Source organism: Pseudomonas extremorientalis (assembly GCF_001870465.1).
In the GTDB taxonomy this organism is placed as follows: domain Bacteria; phylum Pseudomonadota; class Gammaproteobacteria; order Pseudomonadales; family Pseudomonadaceae; genus Aquipseudomonas; species Aquipseudomonas extremorientalis.
The window spans coordinates 119866-139162 of record NZ_MDGK01000063.1 but is presented as its reverse complement, the minus strand read 5'-3'; the positions used below and the strand labels follow the sequence as shown (position 1 = coordinate 139162).

Below are 19297 nucleotides of genomic sequence, written 5' to 3'. Positions count from 1 at the left end.
GCTCACGAGTCTTTGCGGGTCGGCTCTTCGACTTTCTCAGCCTGTACGTCGAAAGTACGACGCTCGCTGATTGGCTGGGTAGCCTGCGGGTGCACAGGCTGCGCCGGAGGCACGGGGTTGACGGCAGGGTCGGCCGGCTTTTCGTCGTCGTTCATGGCTTTACGGAAGCCCTTGATCGACTCGCCCACATCGGTGCCCAGGTTCTTGAGTTTCTTGGTGCCGAATACCAGTACCACGACCACCAGAATGACGATCCAGTGTTTCCAGTCAAAAATGCCCATGCTGCGTATCCTCTAGTCTTGGTTATTCAGGCGGACGGGCGCGAGGCCTTCTCGGCGTGCCCGGACAAGCCGAAGCGACGGTCCAGTTCATCCAGCACAGCCTGTGGGTGCTGCCCCAGTTGGGCGAGCATGACCAGGCTATGGAACCACAGGTCGGCGGTCTCGTAGATGACATCGCTGCAGTCGCCGCTGAGCTGCGCATCCTTGGCGGCGATGATGGTCTCGATGGACTCTTCGCCAAGTTTTTCCAGAATCTTGTTCAGGCCCTTGTGGTACAGGCTGGCGACGTAGGAGCTGTCGGCGTCCGCGCCTTTGCGGTCTTCCAGCACCTGGGCCACACGGTTCAGGGTATCGCTCATGTCTAGTGTCCTGCCGAGTAGATAGCGTGCGGGTCTTTGAGCACCGGCTCCACGACTTTCCATTCGCCGTTCTCGAACACGCGATAGAAGCAGCTGTGACGGCCGGTGTGGCAGGCGATGTCGCCGATCTGCTCGACCATCAGGATCACCACGTCGGCGTCGCAGTCGATGCGCATCTCGTGCAGGGTCTGCACGTGCCCGGACTCTTCGCCCTTGCGCCACAGTTTGCCACGCGAGCGTGACCAGTAGATGGCACGCTGCTCAGTGGCGGTGAGGCTCAGGGCCTCGCGGTTCATCCAGGCCATCATCAGCACGCGCCCGGTCTTGTAGTCCTGGGCAATGGCCGGCACCAGGCCGTCACTGTCCCACTTGATCTCGTCCAGCCAGTCTTTCATGTTCAGCTCCGGCAATTTGCGACAGTGTATAACCGGATTGGCTATCGACGCACGATCAGATAAACACCCACGGCGACCATGATGCCGGCCGGCCAGTGGCCCAGTGGGTTCAGCGGGCCACCAATGGCGAGCATGACGCCGCCGACCAGATGCGCGGCGCCCAGCAGGCGCAGGAACCAGTCGTCCTTGGGCTTCTTCCAGGGCGGCGACGGGTCCTTGGCGTGGGGTTGGGACATGCGCTCCAACAGGTCGCGGGTCATGTTGGCCAGATGCGGCAGTTGCTCCATCTGGCTGTGCAGGTTGCCGAGCATGGTTTTCGGGCTCATACGCTCGCGCATCCAGCGTTCGAGGAACGGCTGTGCGGTGTTCCACAGGTCGAGGTCCGGGTACAGCTGGCGGCCCAGGCCTTCGATGTTCAGCAGGGTTTTCTGCAATAGCACCAATTGTGGCTGCACTTCCATATTGAAGCGCCGCGCGGTCTGGAACAGGCGCATCAGCACCTGGCCGAAGGAAATATCTTTTAACGGTTTTTCGAAGATTGGCTCGCACACCGTGCGGATCGCCGCTTCGAACTCGTTGAGCTTGGTCTCGGCCGGCACCCAACCCGAGTCGATGTGCAATTGCGCCACACGACGGTAGTCGCGCTTGAAGAAGGCGAACAGGTTGCGCGCCAGGTAGTCCTGGTCTTCCGGAGTCAGGCTGCCGACGATGCCGCAGTCGATCGCGATGTACTGCGGGCTCCACGGATTGACCGTGCTCACGAAGATGTTGCCCGGGTGCATGTCGGCGTGGAAGAAACTGTCGCGGAACACCTGGGTGAAGAAGATCTCCACGCCACGCTCGGCAAGCATCTTCATGTCGGTGCGCTGGTCGGCCAGGGTCGCGAGGTCGGTGACCTGCACGCCATAGATGCGCTCCATCACCAGTACTTTCGGGCGGCACCAGTCCCAGTACACTTGCGGCACGTACAGCAGCGGCGAGCCTTCGAAGTTGCGCTTGAGCTGGCTAGCGTTGGCCGCTTCGCGCAGCAGGTCGAGTTCGTCGTAGATGGTTTTTTCGTAGTCGGCGACCACGTCCACCGGGTGCAGCAGGCGTGCGTCGGCGCTGAAACGCTCGGCAGCGCGGGCGAGGATGAACAGCCACGCCAGGTCCTGGCCGATGATCGGCTTGAGGCCGGGGCGGATCACCTTCACCACCACTTCTTCGCCGGTCTTGAGTTGCGCGGCGTGCACCTGGGCGACCGAGGCCGAGGCCAGCGGGTCGACGTCGAAACGGCTGAACACGTCGCTGATCTTCTTGCCCAGTTGCTCTTCGATGAGCTTCATCGATTGCTGGGAGTCGAACGGCGGCACGCGGTCCTGCAGCAGCATCAGCTCGTCGGCGATGTCTTCGGGCAGCAGGTCGCGGCGGGTCGAGAGGATCTGCCCGAACTTGATGAAGATCGGCCCCAGGTCCTGCAAGGCCAGGCGCAGGCGCGCGCCTCTGCTGAGTTCCAGCTGTTTGCGCGGGAACCAGCGCCATGGCAGCACATAGCGCACGGCGAGCAGGAACCACGGCAGGGGCAGGGCGAACAGCAGGTCATCGAGGCGGTAGCGGATTACGACGCGCTGGATACGAAACAAACGGCGGACGGCGAGCAGCTTCATGCGTTATCGCTTGGATCAAGGGAGCGGCTCAGGCGCTCGAAGCGCGCCTCAAGGCGTTCCAGGTCGATTTTGGCCTTGTCGAGTTCACGAAAGCGCGCTTGCGCTTCCCGCTCCCCGACCAGGGTGCGCGATTCTTCGCTCAGGTATTCGGCGAGGTTCTGGTTGAGGCTGGCGAACCCTTGCTGGTACCAGCGCGAACGGCTGCGCAGGTGCCCGCTGATCAACTGGGTGGCGACGGGGCCGATCCAGCGCGACAGTTCGTATTCCCAGTCCAGTTCCAGGTCCTGCAGGATGGCGGCGAGGTCCATCAGCACCGAGCTGTCGCCCTCCAGCTCGACTTCGGCGCTGTGCAGGATGGCGGTCTTGTTGCGGCTCAGGGCCAGGTGCAACAGGCTCGATGCCGGCGCACGCAGCGTGCAGTCGGCGTCGGCGGCCCACTGGGTCGCAAGCATCAGGCCTTCATCGCTGGGCAGGATAAACAGCTGCAAGCGGGGGCTGCGGCAATCGACGGCAATGACTTTACCGTTGAGGTGCGCAAGCCGTGCCAGGGCGGTGCTGTCCAGGCGCAGCACACGGTTGAGGCCGTGTTCAACGCTGGCGAGAAGGCCTTTGATCAGCATCAGGGCTTGATGCCGCGGTGCAGGGCGACGATACCCGAGGTCATGTTGTGGTAGGTCACGCGGTCGAAACCGGCCTCTACCATCATCGACTTCAGGGTTTCCTGGTCGGGGTGCATGCGGATCGATTCGGCCAGGTAGCGATAGCTGTCCGGGTCATTGAGCACCAGCTTGCCCACCAGTGGCATGAAGGCGAACGAGTAGGTGTCGTAGACCTTGGACATCACCGCATTGGTCGGCTTGGAGAACTCCAGCACCAACAGGCGGCCACCCGGCTTGAGTACGCGCAGCATCGAGCGGATCGCGTCTTCCTTATGGGTCACGTTGCGCAGGCCGAAGGCGATAGTCACGCAGTCGAAATGGTTGTCCGGGAATGGCAGCTTCTCGGCATCCGCCTGGACGAACTCGATATTGCCGGCCACGCCTTTATCCAGCAGGCGATCGCGACCGACCTTGAGCATCGAACTGTTGATGTCGGCCAGCACCACCTGGCCGGTCGGGCCGACGAGCTTGGAGAACTTGGCCGCCAGATCGCCCGTGCCGCCGGCGATGTCCAGTACGCGGTTGCCGGGGCGAACGCCCGACAACTCGATGGTGAACCGCTTCCACAGGCGGTGCATGCCGCCCGACAGCACGTCGTTCATCAAGTCGTACTTGGCTGCCACGGAGTGGAACACCTCAGCGACTTTTTCCGCTTTTTGGCTTTCCGGGACGTTCTTGAAGCCGAAGTGAGTGGTGGGTTCGGCATCGCTGCCTTTGCGCTGATCAGTCATATCGCTGTCACCAAAAGAGAATGCGGGACATGATAATCCCCAAGGCCTGCTTTGTCTTGGCAAGGCTGACGGTAAGATGGGCGGTCAGCGAGACCTTTTGCCGCATCGAAGGTATCCAAGTCCCTATAAAGAGGAGTCATTGCAATGGCCCGTATAACTGTTGAGCGTGCACATTCCCTGGGTAAAGAGGGCGCGCGGGCAAAGGCCGACAAGTTGGCGCACAAACTCAAGGAGCAATACGGCCTGGAGCCGTCGTGGTCCGGCGATACCTTGAATCTCAAGCGTTCGGGGGTTAAAGGCACGGTATTAGTCGCTGAGGATTCGCTGCGCATTGATGTGGAGCTGGGGCTGTTGATGTCGGCCATGAGTGGCACCATCAAGTCCGAAATCGAAAAGGCCCTGGATAAGGCGCTGGCGTGATCCCATTGTTCTTAGGGTGCCGATTCTAATTTTCCCGCCTACTTTGTGCCCAAGCCCTCAACTCCTGTGGGCCGTTCCTCCCCCCTATTCTGCGTGAGGTGCACCATGGCCAAAGTTATCCTGAAGAAAAAAATCGACGCCCAGACCACCACCCTGAGCGAGGTCAAGTCCTATGCCCGCAAGATTTGGTTGGCGGGTCTGGGGGCTTACGCCAAGGTCGGAAGCGAGGGCGGCGAGTACTTCAAAGAGCTGGTTAAAACTGGGCAACATGTTGAAAGCAAAGGCAAAAAAGTTGCAGTTGAACAACTTGAGGCCGCCAACAGTCAGATTGACCAAGTAAAGAGTAATGTCTCCGCAGTCAAAGGTCTGGTAGAAGTTCAGCTGGATAAAGTTGAAAAAGCTTTTGATACTCGCGTTGCCAGTGCCTTGAATCGAATCGGCATTGCGTCTAAACATGACGTTGAGACACTCTCTGCTAAGCTCGAAGAGCTGACGACATTGCTAGAACGTGTCGCGCGTAAACACTAAGGAGACATCGGGATGGCTGTTAAAAAGACTACTCAGAAAGAAGGCAGCTCGTGGGTCGGGGAAGTTGAAAAATATTCCCGTAAGATCTGGCTTGCTGGTTTAGGCGTGTACTCGAAGGTTAGCAGTGACGGCGGCAAATACTTCGAGACTTTGGTCAAGGACGGCGAGAAGGCCGAGAAGTTGACCAAAACCACGGTTGGAAAAAAAGTTGAAGCGGCCAAGGCAACTGCCGGCTCTGCCAAATCCAGCATTGCTGACACTTGGGAGAAGTTGGAACAGACTTTCGACAAGCGCCTCGCCAGTGCCGTTTCGCGACTGGGCGTGCCGAGTAAAGCTGAACTCAAAACGCTGCACAGCAAGGTCGATACCCTGACCAGGCAAATTGAAAAACTCACCGGCGCCAAAGTGGCTCCGGCGAAAACCGCAGCCGCCAAACCTGCTGCCAAGCCTGCCGCTAAAACAGCAGCGGCCAAACCGGCTGCGAAAACTGCCGCCAAGCCTCTGGTAAAAGCCGCCGCCAAGCCGGCCGCCAAACCAGCGGCCAAGGCTGCTGCGAAGCCAGCCGCCAAAACTGCTGCAGCCAAACCCGCTGCCAAGCCTGTCGCTGCGAAAGCTGCTGCCAAGCCAGCCGCTAAACCAGCGGCTAAACCCGCAGCCAAGGCTGCTGCAAAACCAGCAGCAAAACCTGCCGCCAAGCCAGCGACCAAAACCGCAGCGGCCAAGCCAGCCGCCAAGTCGGCCGCCGCGAAACCGGCTGCCAAGCCAGCGGCAAAACCAGCCACCGCGAAGAAGCCTGCGGTAGCGAAAAAACCAGCAGCACCGAAGCCAGCTGTTGCCAAGCCTGCTACTGCGCCAACCGCCTCCACAGCCAACTCGGTGTCCGCGCCGACCCCTGCTGCTGCGACCCCGACTGCAACGCCGGTAACCCCGACGCCATCCAGTCAGTCCTGATTTTTTCCAGGAGACGAAAAATGCCCGGCCTACGAAGGTCGGGCATTTTTTTGCGCCCTTAAGGCCGTTTCGTCAGTTGTAAGTGATGGAAACGGTGACCGCGCTGACCAGGCTGCCCTGAGTGATGGCTTCACCAGTCTTATGGTAAGCCGCCGCGAGGGGAAGTACGGCCTTGTTGCCGTTCGTCGCCACAGTTCGGCTGCGCTGCTCAGGGGTGCCATTGGCGGGGATGGTCGAAAGGGTGGGCGCGCGATGTGTCAGCCACAGCGCAGTGCCTTTTGAGCCGCCGGTATTGGCAAATAACTCGCCGTTGCCCACGGCGGGTGTTCCGGCAAATAGGAAGATCACGTTACGGATATCCGATTCGCAGTCGGCGGTAACCTCGAAGTCGAGCTGGCCGGCGGAGGGGCTCGCGTCCAGGTCGGAAATCTTGATCGTTGGCAACGTAATGTTCCGATTTTCGTCGCCCGCTGCCAGGTTGCAGGTGCCGGCGTTGACTTGTCCGGCGAAACTCAAGGTGCCGGTAGTCGCGGCGTGGGCGGTGAGGCTGACGAGTCCGCCAATCATGGCCATCAGCAAGGGAATGCTTCGAAGGTACATCGGGTTTTCCTCGGGTTTCAGTTAGTTGTAGGTAATGCTGACGGTGGCGGTACTAGCCAGAGTGCCTGGGCTGACCCTGCCGTTTTTGTGGTACGCGGCGCTGAGCGGCAAGACCGCCCGATCACCGGACACCGTCACCGTGCGCTGGTCATTGACGCTGATGGTCTGAGGCACGCCATTGATGCGTGAGTAGAGCCACAGCCCTATGCCTTGGGCGGTGCCCGTATTGGCGAACAGTGCGGTGTTGTCTGGCGCGGGCGTCCCGGTAAAACGAAAGGTGACGCTGCCAGCGTCGGTGCAATTGGCGGTGAGATCGAAGTTCTGAACGCCGGCGTACGGTGCGTCTTTCAAATCGCCGACATTGATCGGGGCAAGTGTGATCAGGCGGTTGACGTCCCCGGCGGCGAGGTCACAAGTGGCGGGAGCCCGGATGAAACGTATGGCGTTGCCGAACACCAATCGAAAACTTTCCGGGACGTTATGCCACCTGTCCTCCCAGAGGCTCCCACTGGGTATGGTCCCGTCTGCCACTGTGCCCATCTTGTAGAACGTGACTTGCGCCGAGGTGAAGCTTTGGACTTTTCCAGGGTACATAACGGTGCTCTGACTGAAGAGCCCGAAGTTTGCCGGCCCGCCATCGGCCCATGTCATCGACACCGTGATACCGATACCGGGTACCTCAGTGCGATAGATGAGTGTGCCGGGGTACAGATCGCGTGCGTAGCGCCCGGTAATCGTCCTCAGCGTCTGCCCCCAGCAATGGGTTGTGAAGCCGGGTGATGTGCCGTTGAACGCCTGTCGCAGGATCACGCCGCCGACAGGAATGCTGTCCGGCACGCTGATTGTCGTGGCCGTATTGAGGGTCAGCGTTGCATCCGGGTACCTGTCACAGGCCGCCTGTGCAGTGATCGATGTGCCCAGGGCCAGTAGTGCCGCCAGGAAGGGGAGGTGTTGTTTCATCTTCAGTCCATCGTGAAAAGTGGCTGTGTAAACACGGGATGAACGGCGGGCCGCAGTCATTGGCATGCACCTGCGTCCACCTGAAGCAAGCGGTTGGCGCCCTGTTGTCCACTGACGTCGTAACGAAGCCGGCAGGAAGCGTTTCCCTCGGAGCCCCACTTCACCGCCAGCACCCCGTGGGAGCGCGGTACGCGCGCAAAGGCTTTGCCACCCTGGCCGACCACGCCGACGCTGTCGCCATTCTCGTCGAACACATCGGAACCGAAGGGCAGCGGGCTGCCATCCTTGCGTAATGCAGAGATCAATAAGGCTTGGCCGCTGACGGTGTCGAAGTGCAGTTTCACCACCGAGCCTGCACGGGGGGCGACGTTTTGCGCGGCGCTCTTGAGTTCCACATCTACAGACAGGTCCTTGGGGTCCAACTCGACCACGTTCTGGCGATAAGGTGTGAGGTACGGCACCACGGCATACCCGCCCTTGCCGACCTGGGCGCCGTGATTGCCATTGATCCGCGCACCTTGTGCGCCTGGGGCCTGGACAATGCCAATGGTTTCGCCCAGTTCCGGTGCGAAAATCACACCACCTGCGTGAGCGACGATGCCGCCGGTCATGCCCAGGGACGTTGCGCGGTAGGCGTTGCTCTGGCCGAACCCTGCCGACAGCACGCCGTGGCTGGCCTGGTATTTCATGTCGGCAGAGACCGAATTACTGCGGCCCTGCGTACGGCTACCCCCTACTCCGTAGCTGAATTGGCCGCGCTCGCCCAGGGTGCCGCCGAGGTTCATCCGTTCACCGCTGCTTTGATCGCCGCGATAGACAGTGGTGGTCAGGGTGGGGGAGCGAGCGTCGCTGCCTAAGGGCAGGCTCAGGGTCAGTTCCACTTGCTTGTCGACCCGCTCGCTCAGCAGATCCTTGGTGCGCTGGGCGCTGAGGGTGTAGCGCAGGCCCTTCCAGTTGCCGCTGTAACCGGTGGTAAAGGTCAGGTTGCCGCTGTTGCGGTTCCAGTAGTTTTGTGAGGATCCGGTCAGGTAGACCGTGCCGTTGCTCAAGCTTTGATTGAGGCTGATGTCCATCCTGTCGCGCAGACGCGATACGTTATCCAAGTTGTGCCCGCCGATGGCGAGGTCGCGAACCCGTGCGGCGTCGGCGATGCTCAGAAAGCCTTGCGTGGAGTATCGGTAGGCGCCGAGGGCAAAGTGGGTGCCGGTGTCGGTGAAGTTCTTGCTGTAGCGCAGCTGCACGCTTTGCCCCTGGCGTGAACCGTGGCCCGGTAATGTTGCATCTGAGTGGGTCAGGTCAAGGGAGAGCGCGCCATACGGGGTATTGAATGCCGCGCCCAGCAATTGCGACAAGTAGTCGTCACCTGCCACCGTCCCGGTGTAGCCGGTCACCAGGTTACTGAGGCCGTGCTGGTAAGTGGCTTGTACGAGCCTTGGGGGGTGGCGCAGGCCGATTTCATCCATCCTGCCGACGCTAAGGGAATAGCGGCTGTGGCCAGTGCGCAGCAGATTGGCGTTGGCGGCGAATGGCACTATGAATTCGCGTCGACGGCCATCTGCCTCGGTCACCGTGACGGTCAAGTCGCCGCCATAACCGGTAGGAAACAAATCGTTGAGCACGAACGGGCCAGGAGCGACCGACACTTCATCCAACAACACGCCCCGTTGGCGCACGGTAACCCGTGCATTGGTCTCGGCGATGCCGCGCACGACCGGGGCGAACCCGGTCTGAGAGTCCGGCAGCATCCGATCATCGCTGAACAGGCTGGCGCCACGCAGGCGCACGCTGTCGAACAGTTCGCCTGGGGTATAGATCTCGCCGAGCATCATCTGTGATCGCAGCGGGCTCAACTCGCGCTGCACATAGGTGCTGCTGCGCTGATAGCCCGAGGAGGTATCGGTCTGGCTGAAGCTGCCGCTGTGGCGCCAGTGCCAGTCTCCCAGATTGAGCCCCGTATTCAGGCCCAGGTAATGAGCGTCGACGGAGCGGCCATTTGTGCGGGTCTCAAAGGTGTTGGCGTTGTAGCGCACGAAAGCCGCATCGACCCCGCCGTCCCAGTGCCTGGGGTCGACATAACCGCGCGCTTTACGTGCCAGGTAGATCTGAGGAACCTGCAGGGTCAGGCGGTTTTCGCCCGAGTCGAATTGACCGGTGCTTCCCGGCAGGTAGGTTGAGATGTCTTCGCAGGGTGCAAACGCGGGAGTGGGCGTTTGTCTGGCTTCGGTGGGTTGAGCTTGTGCCGCGTCCAAGTCGATGCCAAACCTGAGCACGACATCCCGCTCCAGGCACATCTGTGCGGAATCTCGGCCCTTTACCGCGACAAACGTGAGGCTTTCGCGCCCAATCCATTGGCCATTGAGATAAACGTCGGTGCGGTAGCTGCCGGGCAGCACGACGTTACCCTGGCTGAATTTGCCTATGTCGACTTGTTGGCCGCCAACCCCATCCGGGAAGAAGGCCGGGTTGAACCTGACATTCTCGACACCTTGGGCGCCCACAGCATAGGCGCTGCTCATCAGTAAAAGGCAGCGCGTCGCAAGCATCAATTGATGACGCGCAAAAGGCCAGTTTCTTAAACTGGCGCGGGTGACAAAACTCATGTGTACCACTTCCAAAAAATAGGGGCTGTCCGAATTTGGGCAATGGGAAGCCCTACCCTGAAAACCGGGCATCAAACGAACGTGTGCAGTGAGGTCAGTAGCGGGGGGCGGGCCAATACGGCGCTAGGCACCTCTCGGGGTCATGTCGAGACCCGGGCACTGTGGGTATTGCGCACTCCGTAGTCGTCGAGTGTCTGGAACTCCACGGTGGCGGCGCTGCCTGGTGGGGTTTTGAGGCTGGGCAGTTCGAAGCGCGTGCGATCACCCGGCGCCACCATGTTTCCAGCACCTGAAGACGCGGCCTTGCGTGGATGGCGCTGCCGGGACTCCAGCAACTCGACCTGTTCGAAGGTTACGTAGTAAGGCGTGGGGTTATAGACCTCCAGTACCTGGCCTTGCGCGGTCGATTCACGCCGCCATTGCAGTTTTCCCGGCGCCGCGTCGACCCCGGAAGGCAGGTTCGACGGTCGGAAAAACAGCTTGATCCGCGAGCGGAAGGCCAGTTGCAACTGATTGGCCTCCTGGGAGTGCGCGGGCACCTCCAACAGGTTGAGCCAGAACAGACTTTCCTGTTCGGTGGGCAAGGTGTCGCCCGTGTACGCCAGGCGTACGACCTGCTGCTTGCCTGGATCCATGCGAAAGATCGGCGGCGTGGCGATAAACGGCACCGTGGCCCTATCCGGGGTCGAGTGTTCGTCACCGCTGTCCAGCCAGACTTGGACCAGCACGGGTGCCTGGTTCTTGCTTTCGAGCCTGACCGTCACCTCCTTGTCGCGCTGCGGGTAGATGATCCGAGTGGTGCCAATGACCACGCTGGCGTGCCCGGCGGCGGCACCAGACAGCGCAAGTGTCAATGCAATGAGACGGGCCACCCAGTGTGAAGTGAAAATGGCATTCATGGTTTTGATCGCCTGGCGCCTGGCGGTGTGACGCTTGCCGAGTGGCGCACGCGGGCACCGAAGTCGCTGACGGCGGTGAATTCGACGTTCAGCGCTCCGGTGGGGTATTCGCGCAACAATGGCAGTGCAAACAGTTTCACGTCGCCGCACGGCATCATCAGGCTGTCGTTGGCCTCTTTGTTTGGTGCTTTAGTGAATCGTTTTCCTTCGTTCAGCAAATCCACCGAACTCAGGGAAACATGATATGGCGTGGGGTTGGTGGCTTGCAGGGCGTAGCCATGCTCATGTGCGACCAGTTTCCATTGCAGCTTTGACGCAGCACTGGCTACGGAGTAGGGCAATGCCTGTGGTCGCAGGAACACACGCAAGCGAGTCCGAAATGCCAGTTCGATCTGGTTGCCTTGTTCGGTACCGGCGGTAAGCGGTGGTACTTCCAGCACATTCAGCCAGTAGAGGCTTTCGCGATCGGGGGCTGCGGCCGCTCCGGTATAGCGCAGCCGCAGCGCCTGCTGCTGGTGGGGCTCAATGCGGAAAATCGGTGGCGACAGGGTAAATGGCGTGCGTACCGTCGCCGGCGTCGAGCGGATATCGCCCGTGTCCAGCCAGGCTTGTACCAGCGCTGGACGGTCACCTTTGTTCTCCAGGCGTACCACCACTTCCTGCTGGTCAGCGGGATAGATCACGCGGGTGCCATGCATAATGACCCCGGCCCGGGCGGGAACTGCTTGCAGCAATAACCCCACAACACCACAGGTGTAAAGCACGAGGCAGGCCAGCTTTTTCATGCTCAAAGCTCTCTTCGAATCAAGCGGGTGGGCCTGCCTGGCGGCGGCAGGCCCGTTGCGCGCAAGGCCCGCCAGAGCGGGCCTGCTTTTCTATCAATCGGCGTACACGACCATGAAGCCGACGCGGGTCTTGACAGTACCTTCAGTCGCGGCACCACTGGCGTACATCTGTGCGGCCAATGGGATGACAGCCTGGTTGTCGGCGATGACCACACCTTCGGATTTTTCCGTGTAAACGTTGATCGGAGTGCCATTACGGTTGGTCACCTCAACCTGTACGTTCTTGGCGTTGGTGGTGTCGGACGGGTCATCGTAGCCGTCGATGTTCAAGCGCCCGGTCGCCACATCAATGGCCGGGCTGGTAGGGTCGAATGCAACCATTGCGGTGCGTCCGTTGGTGCAGCCACCTTCGCCAGGTGCGCCGATGCGGATGGTGAAGCCGGTCAGGTTGGCGCGATCACCCGGTTTCTGCAGGCGTGCGGCGGACACGCCACCGAGGTTGACGTCTTTGACCACGGCGCCGGTGCCTGGCGCTGCGCCTTCAATGGTGCAGGTCGTATCGCTCACCAACCCGGTGAAGTTGATGGTTCCGTCGTTGGCAGCCTGTGCCGGCTGCGAAACCGCCGCGGCTAAGGCGAGTACTACGGCGAGGGTGGAGAAAACGTTGACTTTCATAGTGTTCCCAATCGTGAGTTATCTGAGTAACCCGCCACACATTGAAGTGTTGCATCGGTAATTTGTTTCGTTTTTTTACCGAATGGCAGGTGGCAGTAATTTGGCTGGGAACGTTATTTTTGCCTATCGACAGGTCACGAGATTTATCTCGTAAATATTCGAAGTCTAAAATTTTAATTAAAACAATTGTATGTGGTGGTGTCTGTAGGGTTTCAATGTAAGACATGTATGTAGGAATAACTTGTCAGGCGCATGTTGGCTGTTTTTGATGGATTGATTCACGAAAAAGGCTGCGCTATACACTGTTCGTGCAACGAGCATATGTGTACTAATTTTTACTTACTTGAGCGAACTTCCGGGTGTCTGAAATGCACACCATCATGTTGCTGGATAATCATGAAATGGTTCGGCAGGGAATTGAACTGGGCCTGCGCAAAGAGCCCGACCTGGAGGTCATCGGGTCCTTCGGCACATCCAGGGAGTTGCTTGATGCGCTCGGCCAACAACCTGCGGATGTGGTGGTGATGGACTTTACACTGGGGCCGTCAGACATCGATGGCCTCGGCCTGATCCAGATGCTGGGCAGGCGTTTCAAACGTTGCAAGGTGCTCGTTGTGTCATCCCGCTGCACGCGCGCAACGGTGATACTGGCGTTGAAGGCCGGGAGCTTTGGAGTGCTGGGCAAGACCGAACACCTCACGGAATTGATCGTGGCTATTCGGACTGTCGCCCAGGGGCGGATTTACCTGCAGCGTTGCATGTTGTCGGTGCTGCGGGAGGGAGAGTCTGTTCTGGCACGGGAGAATATCAAGTCGACACTTGAAAATGCACTGCCGGTACGATTGAGCGGCGCCTTGACCCCCAGGGAACAGGAGGTCCTGCGTTGTTTTCTGGACGGAATGTCCGTGAATTCAATTGCGGCAAAGTTTTCGCGTAGCGCGAGTACTATCAGTACACAAAAACAGTCGGCGTATCGGAAGTTGGGTATCAGGACTGACAGTGAGCTTTTTATGTTTACCAAGCAGTTTGGTCGTCCTGATTAACGCCGCGTGGTTTGAATGTTTGACTTGCGCGAGTATTTAAATCGGCCTGTCCAGATAACGCAGGGCCAATTGCTCAGTTGTCTGGCGTGCCGGCGATAGCAGATGGGGCGCCACCAGCATCATGATCTGGTAAACCACCACCTGTACTTCGCCTTCACGATCGAGAATCCGTTGGTAATCCAGGGAGAACAGCAAGGTCATGGTGATCTGCTCCACCAGTTGCCCCAGGGCCTGGGTGCTACTGACCAGTTGTCCTGCCGTCTTCAACCGCGCCAGCAATGACGCCAGGGTCCGTTTCAGCGCCGTCAGCAGGTTGCGAATGCCCTTGGCCAGCTTCGGCAGGCGCCCTGCCAGATTCGACAGGTCCTGAAACAGAAACCGATAATGCGCCATGCGCTCGACAATCAAGTGCAAGAACAGCCAGTAATCCTCGGCTTCCAATTGCGCGTCTGGCGGTGGGTCCAGCAGGGGTGCCAGCTCATTCTGGAAACGCTCGAACAGCCCCAGGACCAGCGGCTCCTTGCCATGGAAGTGGTAGTAGAGGTTGCCGGGGCTGATCCCCATTTCATTGGCCACCTCCATGGTCGACACGTTGGGTTCGCCCTTCTGGTTGAACAGTTGCAGGGCGCATTCAAGGATACGGTCGCGGGTCTTCATCCAGTCTTCTTAAGGTGATCGTTGAGCTCAGCGCACGCGCACGTAAGTGCCCGGTGCCGCTTCCATCGGTGGGTAATTCTGGTTGCCCAGGGCGGTGAGGGTTTCGCGTTGTACGCCGGAACGCTGTTGGATCCATTCCAGCCAACGCGGCCACCAGCTGCCTTCGACGTGGTTGGCGTCGTAATACCAGGCGCGTGGGTCGCTGCTCAGCTTGAGGTTCTCGACGTAGTTGGCCTTGGGGTTGCCCGGCGGGTTGAGAATGCTCTGGATATGCCCGCTGTTGGACAGCACGAAGCGCCGCTCGCCGCCCAGCAACTGAGTGGAGCGATACACCGCATCCCACGGCGTGATGTGGTCGTTGATGCCGGCCACGCTGAAACTGTCCACCGTGACCTTCTGCAAATCGATGGGCGTGCCACACACTTCCAGGCCGCCCGGATGGCTCAGTGGGTTGTGCTTGAAGAAGTCCAGCAGGTCGCCGTGCAAGGCGGCGGGCAGGCGCGTGTTGTCGTTGTTCCAGTACAGGATGTCGAAGGCCGGTGGTTCCTTGCCCAGCAGGTAATTGTTGATCCAGTAGTTCCAGATCAGGTCATTGGGGCGCATCCAGGCAAATACCTTGGCCATGTCGCGGCCGTCGAGCACGCCTTGCTGGTAGGAGCGACGCTTGGCGGCTTCCAGGGTCTGCTCGTCGGCGAACAGGGTGGCGGGGCTGTCGATCTGGCTGTCCAGCAGGCTCACCAGGTAACTTGCGCTGGAGATGCGGCGCAGCTGGCGCTTGGCCTGTAGGTGGCCTTGCAGCGCGGCGATGGTCAGGCCGCCGGCGCAGGCGCCCATCAGGTTGACCTCGCGGGCGCCGCTGATCGCGCGACAGACGTTGAGTGCTTCCTCCAGCGCGGCGACATAGGTGGAAAGGCCCCATTCGCGATGCCGCACATCCGGATTGCGCCAGCTGATCATGAAGGTCTGCAGGCCGTTTTTCAGGGCGTACTGCACAAAGCTGTTGGCCGGGCTCAGGTCGAAAATGTAGAACTTGTTGATTTGCGGCGGCACGACCAGCAGCGGCTTGGCGTACTGTTTTTCGCTCATGGGCTTGTACTGGATCAGCTCCAGCAGCTCATTGCGAAACACCACCGAACCGGGGGTGGTGGCGACCGTCTTGCCCACTTCGAAAGCGTGCTTGCTCACCTGGCGTGGCAGGCCATTGTTGTGCAGCAGGTCTTCGACCAGGTTGGTCACCCCGCGCACCACGCTGTTGCCGCCGGAGTTGAGCAGCTCCTTGACCGCCAACGGATTGAGCAGGGTGTTGGACGGCGAGACCGCATCGTTGAGCAATGAGAAGGCAAAGTGCGCACGGGCCCGGTCATCGTCGCTGAGGGTGCTGTCATCGATCCAGTGACGTGTCTGCTTCTGCCAGCTCAGATAGGCCTGCAGGCTGCGGCGGTACAGGGGGTTTAGCTTCCAGGTGGGGTCGTTGAAGCGGCTGTCGTTGGGGTTGGGTTCGTGCACGGTTTCACCGAGCAGTACGCGGCCCAGTTGCCCGCTCAGCGCCCAGGCATGCCGAACGGTATGCACCGGGTTGCGCAGGCCATGGGCAGCCACGCTGCGCAGCGTCGACAGCAAATCCCGGCCGCGCAGGCCGGTGATCGCATTTTGCGCGTTGATGAACGCGGCGGGTGTGGGCGCCGGGTTCGTCACGGGTCTTTCTCGCATGAGCCAACACTCCTTCGTCAAGCCATCAAACAGGCACGCCAATTCAGAACCATAGTCGGTTCCTGGCAAGTTGCGCGGCGGTGTGGTCCTTACACGGCCGGTCGCGGATGAATCACCGCGCGCATGCGCTCCTCTTCAAGAAACTTCATGATGATCGGCGCCACGGCTTCGGCCCGGGTGATCAGGAACAGGTGGCCGTCATCGATGATGTGCAACTGTGCATTGGGAATGCGCCAGGCGAGCATGCGCATGTTGATCAGCGGGATCAGCGGGTCATCGTCCCCCGCCAGCACCAGGGTGGGCTGGCGGATCTTGTGCAGCCAGTGGATGCTGGTCCAGCCCAACCCGGCGAACAGTTGCCAGTAGTAGCCGAGCTTGCCGGCCGAGCGCACTTTGCTGGCGTGTTCGGCGGCCAGTTTCGAATCGCGGCGGAACGAACCGCCGTAGATCATCGGCGCGATGCGCACCACGTGGGACGGCTGGATGTAGCGGCGCGGGCTGGCCATCAGCCACAGCACTTTTGGCTTGCCCGGCACCATCACTGCACCCGCCGCCGTGGCTGCGAGGATCAACTTTTTGCACCGCTCCGGGTAGTCATAGGCAAACTGCTGCGCCAGCGCGCCGCCCCAGGACACGCCAACGGCATTCACCTGGCCATAGTTCAGGTAATCGAGCATACGCGCGGTGAGTTTGGCCAAACCGGGAAAGCGGTACGGTCGATTGGGTGTCGACGAACCGCCCACGCCGGGCACATCGAAGGCGATCACTTCCAGGTCCGGGTCCAGCGCCTGGACGAACGGAAACACCAACTCAAGGTTGGCGCCGATGCCATTGAAGATCAGCAGCGGCGTCAAGTGAGGCTTGCCCGGGCGTACCGCCGTGCGGATGGTCTGGCCATCCAGGTCGATGGTACGGAAGATGAACGGTTGCGGCATGCTCAAACCCTGTGAAGTGTTACAGCCGGAATGCGGTCAATGTGGGACGGGGCAAGCCCCCTCCCACATTTGAATGCATTTCAATTTAGCGTTCGTGTACGTAGGTGCCGGGCGCCGCCTCTGCTGCGGCGTAGGTTTTGTTACCCAAACTCGTAGGCGCCTTTTTCAACTTACCCGCTCGCTCCGCCTGCCATGCCTGCCAATGCAGCCACCACGAATCCGTATGCTTGGTCGCATTCTCCTGCCACTCAAGCGGCTTGCCCGCCAGGCCATCGCTGGTCTGGTAGCGCGCCTTGGGGTTGCCCGGCGGGTTGAGGATGCTCTGGATATGCCCGCTGCTCGACAGCACGAACTCGACCTTGCCACCAAACAGCTGCGCCGACTTGTAGCAGGATTGCCACGGCGTAATGTGATCGTTGGTGCCCGCCAATGAATAGATATCGGCGGTGACCTGCTTCAGGTCGATGGGCGTGCCGCACACTTCCAGTGCGTTGGCGCGCACCAGTGGGTTGTTCTTGAACAGTTCGATCAGATCGCCGTGGAACGCCGCCGGCAAGCGCGTGGTGTCGTTGTTCCAGAACAGGATGTCGAACACCGGCGGCTCGTTGCCCAGCAGGTAGTTGTTCACCCAGTAGTTCCAGATCAGGTCATTGGGGCGCATCCAGGCGAACACCTTGGCCATGTCGCGGCCTTCGAGCACGCCGGCCTGGTAGGAATGGCGCTTGGCCGCCTCCAGGGTCTGCTCGTCGACGAACAGCGCCACCTGGGTGTCCAGCGTGGTGTCCAGCACGCTCACCAGCAGGGTCAGGGCGTTGACCTTCTTCTCCCCCAGCGCCGCGTAGTGGCCAAGCAGGGCGGTGCAGGTAATGCCGCCGGAGCAGGCGCCGAGCATATTCACGTCTTTGCTGCCGGTGATCGCGGTGACCACATCGACGGCTTCCTTGAGCGCTTCGATATAGGTCGACAGGCCCCACTCGCGCTGCGCCTTGGTCGGGTTGCGCCAGCTGACGATGAACGTCTGCTGGCCGTTGCGCAGGCAAAAGCGCGCCAGGCTCTTCTCCGGGCTCAGGTCGAATACATAGAATTTGTTGATCTGCGGCGGCACCACCAGCAGCGGGCGTTCGTGCACCTGTTCGGTGATCGGCTTGTACTGGATCAACTCCAGCACGTCATTGCGAAACACCACCGCGCCTTCGGTGGTGCCCAGGGTCTTGCCCACTTCAAAGGCGCCCATGTTGACCTGGCTGGGCATGCCGCCGTTGTGCACCATGTCCTTGGCCAGGTGGGACAGGCCGTCGAGCAGGCTCTTGCCGCCGGTTTCAAAGAAACGCTTGACCGCCGCCGGGTTGGCCGCGCTGTTGGTGGGGGCCATGGCTTCGGTCATCAGGTTGATCACGAAGTGGCCACGGCTGATGTCCTGTTCCGACAGGTTGCTGTCGCCGATCCAGTCGTGCAGTTCCTTGCGCCACGCCAGGTAGGTTTGCAGGTAGCGCTTGTAGAGCGGGTTCTGGCTCCAGGCCGGGTCGGTGAAACGACGGTCATCGCTTTCCGGCACCAGCGCGGATTTGCCAAACATCACATTCTTCAGTTCGACGCCAAAATGGGCGACGTGCTTGACGCTGTGCAACGGTTGCTTGATGGCTTGGGTCAGCACCATCTTCGCCGAGGCGAGTAAATCCTTTTTACGTAACGCGATGATCGGGTTGAGCCCCAGAGTGTTTTCCGAGGCCTGGCGTTTCAAGTCATCGTTGTTCTTGTTACTCATCTACGACGCTCCATTGTCCGAAAGACGAGTACCGGGGACCGCTGCGCACCCAGTTTCGATACACAACACAAGCCTGGTACTGCGACTCGGGTGACCGTTGATACCACATCGTCAAATGCAGGGAACTTGCCAGTTCCATTGGTTACCCGAGTTTAATTTTTTTCGCAAGCGGGCCAATCGTTGGCCACGCGACAGGGCATTCAAGCAGATGAAATTAGAAAATGCGCTCTAAAGAGCAAGACGCCTGAGCTAGAGCATCAGCCGTACGACCGACTCGCTCGGGTCGCGGGTTTTGCCGGCGGCTTTGAGTTCGGCAAGATAGTCGGCCCACAGCGCGTCCTGACGCACGGCCAACTGATAGAGGTAGTCCCAGGTGAACAGTCCACTGTCATGCCCGTCGTCAAAGGTCAATTTCAGTGCGTACTGGCCGGCCGGTTCGATCTTGATCAGCTTCACGTTGAGCTTGCCGAATTGCAGGATCGGCTTACCGTGACCCTGGACCTCGGCGGAAGGCGAGTGGGTGCGCAACAGTTCGGCAGGAAGTTGGTACACCTCGTCAGGCCCGTAGGTGAGGCCTAGGGTGTTGGAGGTTTTGTGCAGGTTTACCGCGGTGGGGAATTTGGACATGGGTAATGATCCTGAAGAGACCGGCTTCAACATGTGGGAGGGGGCTTGCCCCCGATAGCAGTGTGTCAGTC

General features: G+C 60.2%; 21 protein-coding genes. 4 read left to right on the top strand and 17 right to left on the bottom strand.

Annotated features, from left to right (window positions below):
* Positions 1–2: 2 nt before the first annotated feature.
* From BFN10_RS27625 to ubiE, 6 genes are read right to left on the bottom strand one after another with little or no spacing between them, the layout of a single operon-like run.
* Positions 3–281: a twin-arginine translocase TatA/TatE family subunit gene (locus BFN10_RS27625; RefSeq protein ID WP_071492390.1), complete on the bottom strand. Its 279-nt coding sequence runs from the start codon at positions 279–281 to the stop codon at positions 3–5.
* 26 nt (positions 282–307) lie between these two features.
* Positions 308–640 (bottom strand): phosphoribosyl-ATP diphosphatase, encoded by a 333-nt coding sequence (locus BFN10_RS27620; RefSeq protein ID WP_071492389.1) that lies wholly within the window; start codon positions 638–640, stop codon positions 308–310.
* Between the two features lie 2 nt (positions 641–642).
* Positions 643–1035, bottom strand: coding sequence for a phosphoribosyl-AMP cyclohydrolase (gene hisI, locus BFN10_RS27615; protein WP_058423690.1), 393 nt, complete (start codon positions 1033–1035; stop codon positions 643–645).
* Between the two features lie 41 nt (positions 1036–1076).
* Positions 1077–2681: a ubiquinone biosynthesis regulatory protein kinase UbiB gene (gene ubiB / locus BFN10_RS27610; protein WP_071492388.1), complete on the bottom strand. Its 1605-nt coding sequence runs from the start codon at positions 2679–2681 to the stop codon at positions 1077–1079.
* The gene (locus BFN10_RS27605) at positions 2678–3301 is read right to left on the bottom strand and encodes a ubiquinone biosynthesis accessory factor UbiJ (protein WP_071492387.1); all 624 of its coding nucleotides are present in this window, start codon (positions 3299–3301) and stop codon (positions 2678–2680) included. Before BFN10_RS27605 ends, ubiB begins: the two co-directional genes overlap by 4 nt.
* Positions 3301–4071: a bifunctional demethylmenaquinone methyltransferase/2-methoxy-6-polyprenyl-1,4-benzoquinol methylase UbiE gene (gene ubiE / locus BFN10_RS27600; RefSeq protein WP_016972732.1), complete on the bottom strand. Its 771-nt coding sequence runs from the start codon at positions 4069–4071 to the stop codon at positions 3301–3303. Before ubiE ends, BFN10_RS27605 begins: the two co-directional genes overlap by 1 nt.
* Positions 4072–4215: 144 nt before the next feature.
* Here ubiE and BFN10_RS27595 point away from each other — a divergent pair, with 144 nt between their 5' ends.
* The 3 genes from BFN10_RS27595 to BFN10_RS27585 all read left to right on the top strand — a co-directional run bounded on the left by BFN10_RS27595 (position 4216) and on the right by BFN10_RS27585 (position 5970).
* On the top strand, positions 4216–4491 hold the full coding sequence (locus BFN10_RS27595) for a polyhydroxyalkanoic acid system family protein (protein ID WP_071492386.1): 276 nt from the start codon (positions 4216–4218) through the stop codon (positions 4489–4491).
* A gap of 105 nt (positions 4492–4596) precedes the next feature.
* Positions 4597–5019 (top strand): phasin family protein, encoded by a 423-nt coding sequence (locus BFN10_RS27590; RefSeq protein WP_028615406.1) that lies wholly within the window; start codon positions 4597–4599, stop codon positions 5017–5019.
* A 12-nt stretch (positions 5020–5031) separates the two neighbouring features.
* On the top strand, positions 5032–5970 hold the full coding sequence (locus tag BFN10_RS27585) for a phasin family protein (protein WP_071492385.1): 939 nt from the start codon (positions 5032–5034) through the stop codon (positions 5968–5970).
* A gap of 72 nt (positions 5971–6042) precedes the next feature.
* Here BFN10_RS27585 and BFN10_RS27580 read toward each other — a convergent pair whose 3' ends face one another.
* The 6 genes from BFN10_RS27580 to BFN10_RS27555 all read right to left on the bottom strand — a co-directional run bounded on the left by BFN10_RS27580 (position 6043) and on the right by BFN10_RS27555 (position 12489).
* Positions 6043–6570 carry a fimbrial protein gene (locus tag BFN10_RS27580; protein ID WP_071492384.1) on the bottom strand — a complete coding sequence of 176 codons (528 nt, stop codon included), beginning with the start codon at positions 6568–6570 and terminating at the stop codon, positions 6043–6045.
* Positions 6571–6591: 21 nt separating this feature from the next.
* Complete coding sequence (locus BFN10_RS27575; protein ID WP_071492383.1) at positions 6592–7530, bottom strand: fimbrial protein; 939 nt, start codon at positions 7528–7530, stop codon at positions 6592–6594.
* 56 nt (positions 7531–7586) lie between these two features.
* Complete coding sequence (locus BFN10_RS27570) at positions 7587–10130, bottom strand: fimbria/pilus outer membrane usher protein (RefSeq protein ID WP_071492382.1); 2544 nt, start codon at positions 10128–10130, stop codon at positions 7587–7589.
* Between the two features lie 140 nt (positions 10131–10270).
* Positions 10271–11029 (bottom strand): fimbrial biogenesis chaperone, encoded by a 759-nt coding sequence (locus tag BFN10_RS27565; protein WP_071492381.1) that lies wholly within the window; start codon positions 11027–11029, stop codon positions 10271–10273.
* Entirely contained in the window at positions 11026–11814 is a 789-nt protein-coding gene (locus BFN10_RS27560) for a fimbrial biogenesis chaperone (protein WP_071492380.1), read from the bottom strand. The genes BFN10_RS27565 and BFN10_RS27560 overlap by 4 nt, the downstream gene beginning before the upstream one ends.
* Positions 11815–11907: 93 nt before the next feature.
* Positions 11908–12489 carry a fimbrial protein gene (locus tag BFN10_RS27555; RefSeq protein ID WP_071492379.1) on the bottom strand — a complete coding sequence of 194 codons (582 nt, stop codon included), beginning with the start codon at positions 12487–12489 and terminating at the stop codon, positions 11908–11910.
* A 368-nt stretch (positions 12490–12857) separates the two neighbouring features.
* Between BFN10_RS27555 and BFN10_RS27550 the strand changes: the two genes are divergently transcribed.
* Complete coding sequence (locus BFN10_RS27550) at positions 12858–13532, top strand: response regulator transcription factor (RefSeq protein ID WP_231999479.1); 675 nt, start codon at positions 12858–12860, stop codon at positions 13530–13532.
* Between the two features lie 36 nt (positions 13533–13568).
* On the opposite strand, the gene BFN10_RS27545 is transcribed toward BFN10_RS27550, so the two are convergent.
* The 5 genes from BFN10_RS27545 to BFN10_RS27525 form a co-directional block, all read right to left on the bottom strand.
* Positions 13569–14189: a TetR/AcrR family transcriptional regulator gene (locus tag BFN10_RS27545; RefSeq protein ID WP_071492378.1), complete on the bottom strand. Its 621-nt coding sequence runs from the start codon at positions 14187–14189 to the stop codon at positions 13569–13571.
* Positions 14190–14216: 27 nt separating this feature from the next.
* Positions 14217–15899, bottom strand: a complete 1683-nt coding sequence (phaC, locus tag BFN10_RS27540; protein WP_071492377.1) for a class II poly(R)-hydroxyalkanoic acid synthase — start codon at positions 15897–15899, stop codon at positions 14217–14219.
* An 89-nt stretch (positions 15900–15988) separates the two neighbouring features.
* Positions 15989–16834 (bottom strand): poly(3-hydroxyalkanoate) depolymerase, encoded by an 846-nt coding sequence (gene phaZ / locus BFN10_RS27535; RefSeq protein ID WP_071492376.1) that lies wholly within the window; start codon positions 16832–16834, stop codon positions 15989–15991.
* Positions 16835–16919: 85 nt separating this feature from the next.
* Positions 16920–18599 (bottom strand): class II poly(R)-hydroxyalkanoic acid synthase, encoded by a 1680-nt coding sequence (gene phaC / locus BFN10_RS27530; RefSeq protein WP_071492375.1) that lies wholly within the window; start codon positions 18597–18599, stop codon positions 16920–16922.
* A gap of 249 nt (positions 18600–18848) precedes the next feature.
* Entirely contained in the window at positions 18849–19226 is a 378-nt protein-coding gene (locus BFN10_RS27525) for a gamma-butyrobetaine hydroxylase family protein (protein WP_071492374.1), read from the bottom strand.
* Positions 19227–19297: the final 71 nt, after the last annotated feature.